General features: G+C 67.1%; 3 protein-coding genes. All 3 read left to right on the top strand.

Going from position 1 to position 3,435, the window contains the following annotated elements; translation table 11 throughout:
- The first annotated feature begins 490 nt into the window (after nt 1-490).
- Nucleotides 491-913, top strand: coding sequence for a hypothetical protein (locus ABD774_RS21330; protein ID WP_345045740.1), 423 nt, complete (start codon nt 491-493; stop codon nt 911-913).
- A gap of 374 nt (nt 914-1,287) precedes the next feature.
- Nucleotides 1,288-2,445, top strand: a complete 1,158-nt coding sequence (locus ABD774_RS21325; RefSeq protein ID WP_345045737.1) for a prolipoprotein diacylglyceryl transferase family protein — start codon at nt 1,288-1,290, stop codon at nt 2,443-2,445.
- 137 nt (nt 2,446-2,582) lie between these two features.
- Nucleotides 2,583-3,176 carry a class I SAM-dependent methyltransferase gene (locus ABD774_RS21320; protein WP_345045734.1) on the top strand — a complete coding sequence of 198 codons (594 nt, stop codon included), beginning with the start codon at nt 2,583-2,585 and terminating at the stop codon, nt 3,174-3,176.
- Nucleotides 3,177-3,435 lie beyond the last annotated feature (259 nt).

Genomic DNA, 3,435 nt, shown 5'->3' with positions numbered 1-3,435 from the left:
ATCCCCGGAGGGACGCCTACGTCGGGACCGACACGACTCGGTCCATGGCCACAGACAGGGAGATCAGCTGTCCGTCAACAGGGAAGTACGTGTCCGCCTACAGGGAGGTTGGCATGTCCGCTTGCAACCCGCGGGCTTGCCGAGCAGGAGCAGGACGACGAACACGCCTCCCGATATCAGAGCCATCCCCTTGAGGTGACCCCCGCCGCTGTGGTTCATCGACTTTCCCTCCGGTCACCGACCGGCGCGCCTGCACGGTCGTGCCTGCGCGACCTGACGGCGACACAGGCGTAACAGCGGTGTGCCAGATGGTTCACCGCAAGACCTACGGTGCTCCCCCTGCACGAAGTTTCGGCTGACCAACGATGGAGAACCGGTGAAGGTCTTCCCAGGCACCGCCTCGCATTCCTCCCCTGGCGGCCAGGCGTCTTCATCAGTTCTTCATCGTTCCTACGTCCCTTCAGTCCCGCTGACCAGCGACAGTGGGGCCATGAGCACCACGGACGTGTCACCGTCTCAATCTGCCACTCCGGTGATTGCAGAACCGGGGCGCAAGTCCGCTGAACCACGACGAACCGTCTGGATGGGCGTCACCGGTGTGCTTGGCGGCCTCATGGGCCTAGCGCCTCACGTGCTGCACCACGTAGGGCCGCTCGTGGGCACGGCGCTCGTCGCGGGAGCGGGCGGCACCGCACTCTTCGGTCTCCTCGGCCTGGCCGCTTCCGTGCCGATGCTGGTCAGGCTCAAGCGGCGCTTCGCCAGCTGGTGGGCCCCGGTCGTCGCCCTGCTGGTCTTCGCCGCAATGTTCGGCATTTCCTCCTTTGTCATCGGCCCCCGGATCAGCGCGGCGACCGATCCAGCGGAGCCTGCCGTCTCCGAGACCGTGGACCACGGCGTCCACCACGACTCCTGATGGCCGCAAGGTCCGGGAAGGACGGTCGGGTTAAGGCTGAGCCGTCGCTCGCACCCGCTGGCCGTGAGCAGAACGGCACCCGCCAGCAGGACGCCACCGGGGCCGCCTTCTTCCGGGCATCTCAGGCTCCGCCCCAGCCCCTGCGACCGCGTCAGGGGCCCCTGGAAGTGCCCGGGCGGCAGCGCCGGGAAGTACGACGGGCACCGTCTGAAGCAGCCCACGGCAAGACGCCGTCGGCGCGGCGACACACAGGTCCAGAGACCGCGCCTCCGTCCTCAAGTACTCCGCCGCCGCCATCCCCTCAGACGGAGAACCCGCCGGCGGGCGCAGGTGCCTCTGCTCCCCCGGCCGCCGTGGTGCCGTCTGACACTGCGATGGCGGCCACGGTGGCTGTGGCCGAGCCCAGCGCCGTCGCGCCCCGCCTCGCCCGGCACACCCCGCACTCACCTGTCGTCATCACCGACCTCAACTGCAGCGCGCTCGACGACGCGGACCAGCAGTCGCTGGGTGTCACGTACTGGTTCGACGCCGAACCCACCGGTGATCCTTACACGATGACCGTCCACCTGAGCGGCCGCCTCAAGGTTGAGGCTCAGGCTCGTGAGGGCCGGACAGCATTCGCGGTGACCTCCACCGTCGAGAACGTGGTGCCCGGCTCCGGCCGGGTCGCGGTCACCACCCGCATCCCCCACCTCACCCCTGGCGAGTGGGAGGTGACGGCCACCCCCGTCAAGCGCGCCCGTGCGAGGGCCGCCGCCCCATGGGTAGAGGTGCGTAGCCCGCGGACGTTACGGGGCACGGCGTCGGGACGCACGGCTCTCCCCGCCTTCGTCAACAACTTGGCACCAGGGGTGTTCCTCGGTGCATGGCCAGCACTGGTGAGCACCGGCGTCGTGCTCGCGCTGGTGATCCAGATGCTGCTGGCGCGCCAGCTCGACCTACCCGCGGTCCGTGTCTTCCTCCTCACGGCGGTCGCAAGCTTGCTCGGGCTCTTCGCCGCGAAGGGCTATTTTCTGCTGACCCATCCCCATGAGCGACGCACCGTCCTCACCCCGGGCATGTCCGTGCAGGGCTTCGTCATCGTGACGATCGGCACGCTCAGCATGGGCTCGTTGGTGCTGGCGGAACTGCCGCTGGGCGCGCTGCTCGACGTCACCGCGCCAGGGTTGCTCTTCGCGATGGCGGTCGGTCGGCTCGGCTGCCTGCTCGGAGGGTGCTGTGTCGGCCGGCCCACCACCTCCCGGTGGGGTATCTGGTCATCCGACCGACGTGTGGGGATCCGTCGGATCCCGGTCCAGCTCCTCGAGTCAGCGCTGTCGGCTGTGCTCGGCACCCTCGCACTCCTTGTCGTCCTCCAGCTACCAACAAGCGGAGACGGCCTGGTGCTCGTTGCCACGGTGGCCGCCTACGTGCTGGGGCGTCAGCTGCTGTTCCCCTTGCGGAGCATCCCCCGAGCCACGGTGCACGGGCGAACCATCACGCTGCTCGTGGCCGCGGTCGTCCTCGGCGTGACTCTCTGGGCGCTGCTCTGAGCGGATAACCGGTCGTCAAGGGGCCGCGGGCGGGGCAGCGCGCATTCACCCGAGGCCGTTCGGGCCCGGTGCTGTGGCGACGGAGGCGACCGCCGCTCTCGGTCGCGATCCCCGAGTGTTCCGGTGAGAATGCGACCATGCCGACGATGTCCTTCCTGGAGGCTTCGTTCTGCCGAAGCACACCGTGGCGTCTCCTTGCGCGCCGTATCGTGCCATGGGCGACGCAGAACCTTCCCCTCGCGGGAGATGTGCTGGAAATCGGCGGTGGCAGCGGGACGATGGCCGAACAGATCGTCCGCAACAACAGCCAGGTGCGCATCACCACGACTGACATCGACCCCGCAATGGTCGTCAGAGCACGCGAACACCTCGCTGAGTTTCCGTCCGCCCAGGTCCGCCAGGCCGACGCCACACGTCTCCCGTTCGACGATGAGTCATTCGACGCGGTCGTTAGCTTCCTGATGCTTCACCACATCGTCGATTGGGAACAAGCGGTCGCCGAGGCGGCGCGAGTCCTGCGACCAGGCGGGCAATTCGTCGGATACGACCTAGTTGCTTCGCGCGCCTCCTCTTTGCTTCATGTGGCCGACAGGTCCCCACACAGACTCATCGACCCAAAAGCGTTCACCTCGTCCCTGAGACAGAACGGCCTCGAACTCCTCAGCTTGAAGTATTCTCTCCGCGGCGGCGTATTCCGCTTCCTCGCCGGGCAGAATATTCGCCCGGGCTGAGCATTATTCGGTATCTACAAAGGAGCCAGACGTCGATGACGCTGTCGCGGTGTGAAATGCCAGCCGTGAGTGATTGAACGCGCGCAGAACTATTCGTGGCTGTCTAGAGTTCGTACCGCCCGGAGGTGGATTACCGGCTCTTCAGAATTGAGGGTGTAGTCGGGGGGTCAAGTCCGCGGGAGTGGTGTATCGGTCCGGTGATCTCCGGTTCGGTGATCCTTCGTTGTCGGGTCAGGCGCTGATGGCGGCGAGAGGCTCG

The organism is Georgenia daeguensis (genome assembly GCF_039537705.1).
GTDB lineage: Bacteria > Actinomycetota > Actinomycetes > Actinomycetales > Actinomycetaceae > Georgenia > Georgenia daeguensis.
Note: the sequence above shows the minus strand (reverse complement) of the source record. Positions and strands in the feature narration are given on the sequence as shown.